The sequence below is a fragment of the Frankia sp. AiPs1 genome (assembly GCF_023716945.1).
GTDB lineage: Bacteria > Actinomycetota > Actinomycetes > Frankiales > Frankiaceae > Frankia.
The window spans coordinates 1-5,707 of the sequence record NZ_JAMQQF010000385.1 but is presented as its reverse complement, the minus strand read 5'-3'; the positions used below and the strand labels follow the sequence as shown (position 1 = coordinate 5,707).

At 71.6% G+C, this 5,707-nt stretch carries 4 protein-coding genes and 1 pseudogene; all 5 read right to left on the bottom strand.

The window, feature by feature from the left end; all coding sequences use genetic code 11:
• Positions 1-1,470 (bottom strand): UDP-glucose/GDP-mannose dehydrogenase family protein (locus ND748_RS23520; RefSeq protein WP_251748134.1); only part of this gene is annotated, 1,470 nt, incomplete at its 3' end.
• Positions 1,448-2,515 (bottom strand): UDP-glucose 4-epimerase GalE, encoded by a 1,068-nt coding sequence (gene galE / locus ND748_RS23515; protein ID WP_251748133.1) that lies wholly within the window; start codon positions 2,513-2,515, stop codon positions 1,448-1,450. The genes ND748_RS23520 and galE, both read right to left, overlap by 23 nt.
• Positions 2,516-3,060: 545 nt before the next feature.
• Complete coding sequence (locus ND748_RS23510) at positions 3,061-4,011, bottom strand: UDP-glucuronic acid decarboxylase family protein (RefSeq protein WP_251748132.1); 951 nt, start codon at positions 4,009-4,011, stop codon at positions 3,061-3,063.
• A gap of 562 nt (positions 4,012-4,573) precedes the next feature.
• Positions 4,574-5,077: a hypothetical protein gene (locus ND748_RS23505; RefSeq protein ID WP_251748131.1), complete on the bottom strand. Its 504-nt coding sequence runs from the start codon at positions 5,075-5,077 to the stop codon at positions 4,574-4,576.
• Positions 5,074-5,707, bottom strand: a pseudogene (locus ND748_RS23500) (hypothetical protein); the annotation flags it as partial. The gene ND748_RS23505 and the pseudogene ND748_RS23500, both read right to left, overlap by 4 nt.

Below are 5,707 nucleotides of genomic sequence, written 5' to 3'. Positions count from 1 at the left end.
GTCGGGGCCGGCCGCGGCGGGCAGCCCGAACCGCGGCCGCTGTTCCGGCACGGGGCTGGGGATGACGCCGGTGGGTCGGCCTGGGGCCAGGTAGACCCAGCCGGCCTGGCGCCACCGGTCGCCGTCGAGGGCGTGCCGGGCATCGATGATCAGCTTGCGGCGGACGAGCTGACCCAGCCGGGCCGGGTCGAGCTCGGCGAACTGGCGCCACTCGGTGAGCAGCACGACGGCGTCGGCGTCCGCGGCCACGTCCTCGACGGTCTCGCTGTAGGTGACGCTGGGCAGGGCGCGGCGCGCGTTGGGGGTCGCCACCGGGTCGACGACCGTCACGTCGGCGCCGGTGCGGGCCAACAGGTCCGCGACCGCGAGGGCCGGCGAGTCGCGCACGTCATCCGAGTTGGGCTTGAAGGCGGCACCGAGCACGAGCAGCCGCCGATGAGCCAGCGTGCCGTCGAGCGCCGCGGCGACCAGGTCGACGACCCGGTCCCGGCGCCGGTTGTTGATCTCGTCGATCTCGCGCAGGAACCGCAGCGCGACGCCGACACCGAGCTCGTCGGCACGGGCCTGGAAGGCGCGGATGTCCTTGGGCAGGCAGCCGCCGCCGAACCCGACCCCGGGGCGCAGGAAGTTGCCACCGATGCGGACGTCGTGGGACAGCGCCTCGGCCAGGGTGAGCACGTCGGCGTCGACGGCCTCGCACACCTCGGCCATCGCGTTGATGAAGGAGATCTTCGTGGCGAGGAAGGAGTTCGCCGCGGTCTTGACGAGCTCGGCGGTCGCGTAGTCGGTCACGATCACCGGCACGCCCTGGGCGATCACTGGGGCGAAGGCGGCCCGCAGCGCCCCCTCGGCGGCGGGCGAGGCGACCCCGAACACAAGCCGATCGGGATGCAGGGTGTCGGCGACGGCGAAGCCCTCGCGCAGGAACTCCGGGTTCCAGGCGAGCTGCACGCCGGCCAGGTCGGAGACGATGTCGGCATCTCCCCCGGCGTTCGCCGGGGCGAGCCGGGCGAGGCTGCGGGCGATCCCGGCGGCCGTGCCGGCCGGGACAGTGGACTTGCCGACCACCAGGCACGGCCTGGTCAGCAGGGGCGCCAACCGCTCGATGGCCGCGTTGAGATGGCTGAGATCCGCCCCGTAGCCGTCGGGACGCTGCGGCGTGCCCACGCACACGAAGTGCACGTCGCCAAATTCGGCGATCTCCTCGAAGGAGGTCGTGAAGCGAAGCCGGCCGGTCGCGAGGTTCGCCCGCAGCAGGTCGGCGAGATCGGGCTCGAAGAACGGGATCTCGCCCGCGGAGAGCCGGGAGATCTTCGAGTGGTCGACGTCGACGGCAAGCACCTCGAAGCCCAGCTCGGCCATGCAGACCGCGTGCGTGGCGCCGAGGTAGCCGGTTCCGATGACCGTCAACCGCGGTCGGGGCCCGCTGCCCGGCGCCGCCGCGTCCTCATGACTGTCCGACGTGCTCATCAGGCTCCTCCTCATCGTCGTACCCCCGTGGATTGAGGCGCTGGAACTGCCAGGCGTCCCGGCACATGTCCGCGACGCTGCGGCGAGCGGTCCAGCCGAGCGCCTCGCGGGCGAGCGTGGCGTCGGCGACGAGCGCGGCGACGTCCCCGGGCCGCCGAGCCACGACGCGGCACGGAAGATCCCGGCCGCAGGCGACGGAGAACGCCGCATGCAGCTCCCGCACGGACGTCCCGGCGCCGGTCCCCAGGTTGATGACCCGGTGCCCCGACCGGTCGGCGAGGTGGTCGAGGGCCAGGCGATGGCCCTCGGCGAGGTCGACCACGTGGATGTAGTCGCGCACCCCGGTGCCGTCGGGGGTGGGGTAGTCGTCACCGAAGATGGACAGCTCGGCGCGGCGGCCCACCGCCACCTGGGCGAGGTAGGGCATGACGTTGTTCGGCACCCCGTGGGGATCCTCGCCGAGCAGGCCCGACTCGTGCGCGCCGGTGGGGTTGAAGTACCGCAGGGAGATGACCTGCCAGGCCGGATCGCGGGCGCAGACGTCGGCAAGGATCTGCTCGCACATCCATTTGGTGCGCGAGTAGGGGTTGGTCGGCCGGGCCGGGGTGTCCTCGGTGATCGGCACCGTGTCGACCGTGCCGTAGATGGAGCAGGACGAGGAGAAGACCAGTCGGTGCACGCCGTGCTCGGCCATGACGCGGACCAGGCCAAGGGTGGCGTTGACGTTGGTGTCGTAGTACTCCAGCGGAGTGTCGACCGACTCGCCCACCGCCTTGAGAGCGGCGAAGTGGATCACGGCGTCGATCGGCTGGCGGCGGAACACCTCGCCGAGAGCCGCCCGGTCACGAACGTCGAGCCGGACGAACTCGAGGTCCCGGTCGGCGACCTTGCGCAGCCGATCCAGCGCCCGCGGCGAGCTGTTGACGAAGTTGTCCACACCGATCACTCGGTGCCCTGCCGCGAGCAGGTCGACACATGTGTGCGAGCCGATGAATCCCGCGGCTCCGGTCACCAGAACGGTTCCGGTCCGGTCCGGTGACGTCATACCTCGGCCATCCAGTTCCTCTTCGTCAACTCGCTCACCGTCAACTCGCCCGCCGTCAGCTCGCTCACCGCCAACTCGACTCCGCAGCAACCCCGGCTGTCGAGGCGACCGGCTGTTCGTCGCCCCGGATGACCCGGGTTCCCGGCGGACGGCGCGAGGGGCACCACAACGCAGGCAGCGCGGACAACAGGCACAGGAGAACATAACCCCCAGGTCGAACGGGCACCGCCCCTGCTTTCCCCGGTGGACCGGCGGCCGCTGACCGGGCCGACGCACGGGCTCTCGGGCCGGCTGTCGCTCCAGAGGCGCCAACACCGACGGAGGCCCGGCCCACCGCTGTCGCGGCGACACCCTGAGCGCCGTGGCGGGACTGTCGCCGCCGGAAACTCCGCGGACCCGGATCCCCGGTGACCTCGCGCACGCGCTGCGACCGAACAACGCCGGTGAATTCGGGGCCGCAAAGCAGCCCCGAACCCGAGCCGAGCCGAACCGAGCCCGAGCTGGTCGCGAGACGTCTGGTGATGCCGACGGAGCGCACCGCGCGCTCAGGCGACCTGGCGGCTCTCGGCGAGCTGGCCGGCGAACCAGGAGATCGTCCGGGTCAGGCCGTCGTGCAGGCTCGTCTTCGGCTCCCAGCCGAGCCGGGTCCGGGCGATGGTGATGTCCGGCTGCCGGACGGAGGGATCGTCCTGCGGGCGGGGGACGAAGGTGATCGGCGCCGTCGACCCGCACAGGTCACGCACGACCTTCGCCGTGTCGAGGATCGACATCTCGTGCGGGTTGCCGATGTTCACCGGGCCGGGCAGGTCCGAGTGCAGCAGCCGGACGATCCCGTCGATCAGATCGTCGACGTAGCAGATGGACCGGGTCTGGGAGCCGTCCCCGGCGACGGTGATGGGCTCGCCGCGCAACGCCTGGGAGACGAAGGCGGGGATGGCACGCCCGTCATTCACGCGCATCCGAGGACCGTAGGTGTTGAAGATCCGCACGATCGCCGTGTCGACACCGTGCTTGCGGCGGTAGGCCATCGTCACGGCTTCGGCGAAACGCTTCGCCTCGTCGTAGACGCTGCGCGGGCCGACCGGGTTCACGTTGCCCCAGTAGGTCTCCGGCTGCGGATTGACCTGCGGGTCCCCGTAGGACTCCGAGGTGGATGCGAGCAGGAATCGGGCGCGCTTCTCCCGGGCGAGGCCCAAGGCGTGGAACGTGCCGAGCGACCCGACCTTGAGCGTCTCGATCGGCAGCTCGTAGTAATCAAGAGGCGATGCCGGGGAGGCGAAGTGCAGTACGACGTCGACCGGGCCGGAAACGTAGATGAAGTCATTCACGTCCCGGTTGACCAGACGGAAGCGGGGATCGGCGAGCAGGTGCTCGACGTTGTCCGGCCGGCCGGTGAGGAAGTTGTCGAAGCAGATGACCTCGTAGCCGTCGCCGAGCAGACGTTCACAGAGGTGACTGCCGAGAAAACCGGCGCCGCCGGTCACTATCGCACGCACGTCGAGTGCTCCCGGATCTGAGACATCGAGGACCCTGGAAGGTGGCCACCGACCGCCGGTGGGACGGGCGGCGGTGCGGATGGACCGCATCCCGAGAGCCAGGCAGGAGTGCGGCGCAGCGGGTCGGACGGCGCCGCGTGAGCAGGTGAAACCGAACCTCAGATCATCCGGAATCGAGGGATCACCGTAGCCGTCGGTCCGCCCCGGGTGGTCAGCACAGCAACTGCCGGATCGGCCAGGAAAGGCCGCGCGACACCACCACAGCCCTACCCCCCAGTAGTCTAGACGGCCGGCTACACCGACCTCTGGGGCATGGTACACAGGGCATCGGCCGGTTAGTCCACCGCCCCTCCCTCGACGTCGGCCTGTTACCAGGAAATCCGCGGCCGGGCAGCACAACTGATCAGGTCGCGTGGATGGTCAATGCTGCGGCTGAACCGTTCACATTCGGTGAGCAAATCGCTGCCGTCCCGCTCCGTGGATGCTGCGGTGCGTCGCGGGCAGAGTCGGCTGGCAATCGGGCGGCCACTTCCCGGCCGATTCCCGGAACCGGCCCGGTCGATCAGCGGGGATCGCGTTCGAGGACGATCGCGTGCCGCATCGCGGCGCGTCCCCGGCGGGTGTCGCCAGCGTCGCCGTAGGAGACCGCCAGCCGGTACCAGCGCCGCCAGTCGTCCGGGTCCGCCTCCACCTCGGCGCGCCTTCGCGCGAACACGGCGTCGGCGGAGGACCGATCGATGCGCCCCGAAGGCCGGCGAACCAGGGCTGGCTCGCCGGCCTCGATCTCGCTGGCGATCCCGCTGGCGATCTCGCTGGCGATCCCGAGGCCGACGCCGACCTCCGTGCTGGCTGCCAGCAGGCGGGTGAGCCGGCCGCTTTCGCGGCCGAACCGCAGTTCGCGCGCGATGACGACGAGCCCGACCACGGGCAGCAACAGCACCCCGGCGCCGAGGCCGCGGGCCGCCCAGCGATCATCTGCGAGCAGGACGACACCGCGCCAGCCAATCAGCCCGAGGTAGAACAGGCAGCCAGCGACCAGGACGGCGACCGTCGCCCGGGCCCTCACCGGCCAGTCCCGTCGCCCCCCGGCACAAGCCGGAGTCGGGCCCCGGCCGAGGCTGCCACGGTCAGTCGCCCCGCCTGACGCGCACAGTTGAACAATGCGACGTGCAGGGGCCGGCCCGGCGGGAGGGGAACTCCGCCGTCGATCTCGTAGCGGGTGTTGGTCACCTTGCGGGCCTGTGCGCGGGGATCGTCGGCGGCCGTCGGCGGCCCGTCCGACCGACAGACCACCATCATCTCCGTGCAGCCGGCCGGCCAGGTCCATTGCAGCCGTTCATCAACCCACCGTAGCCCGCCGGGCGGGGACAGGGCGTCGGCGGCGCCGATGGCAGGCGCGGCGCAGACTGCTTCCGGCAGGTCGGCGGGCGACATCGGATCGGCGGGCGGCGGGCCGGGTTCGGCCGTCCCGACCGGCGCAGACCAGGCACCACCCGCGCCCGCGGCGACCTCGTAACGCGGAATGGCCCCGTCCGGCGGTGCGCCGCCGTCCTCGAGGCTGCTGCCCGCGGTCACGCCGACCGCCCGGCCGACGCCGTCGGCGGTGAACCGGGTGACCCGGTACCGCACCTCGCCGGCGGTCGTCGACGGGCGCCAGCTCACCAGGACCGAGCGGCCGTCCCGCGCGGCCCGTACC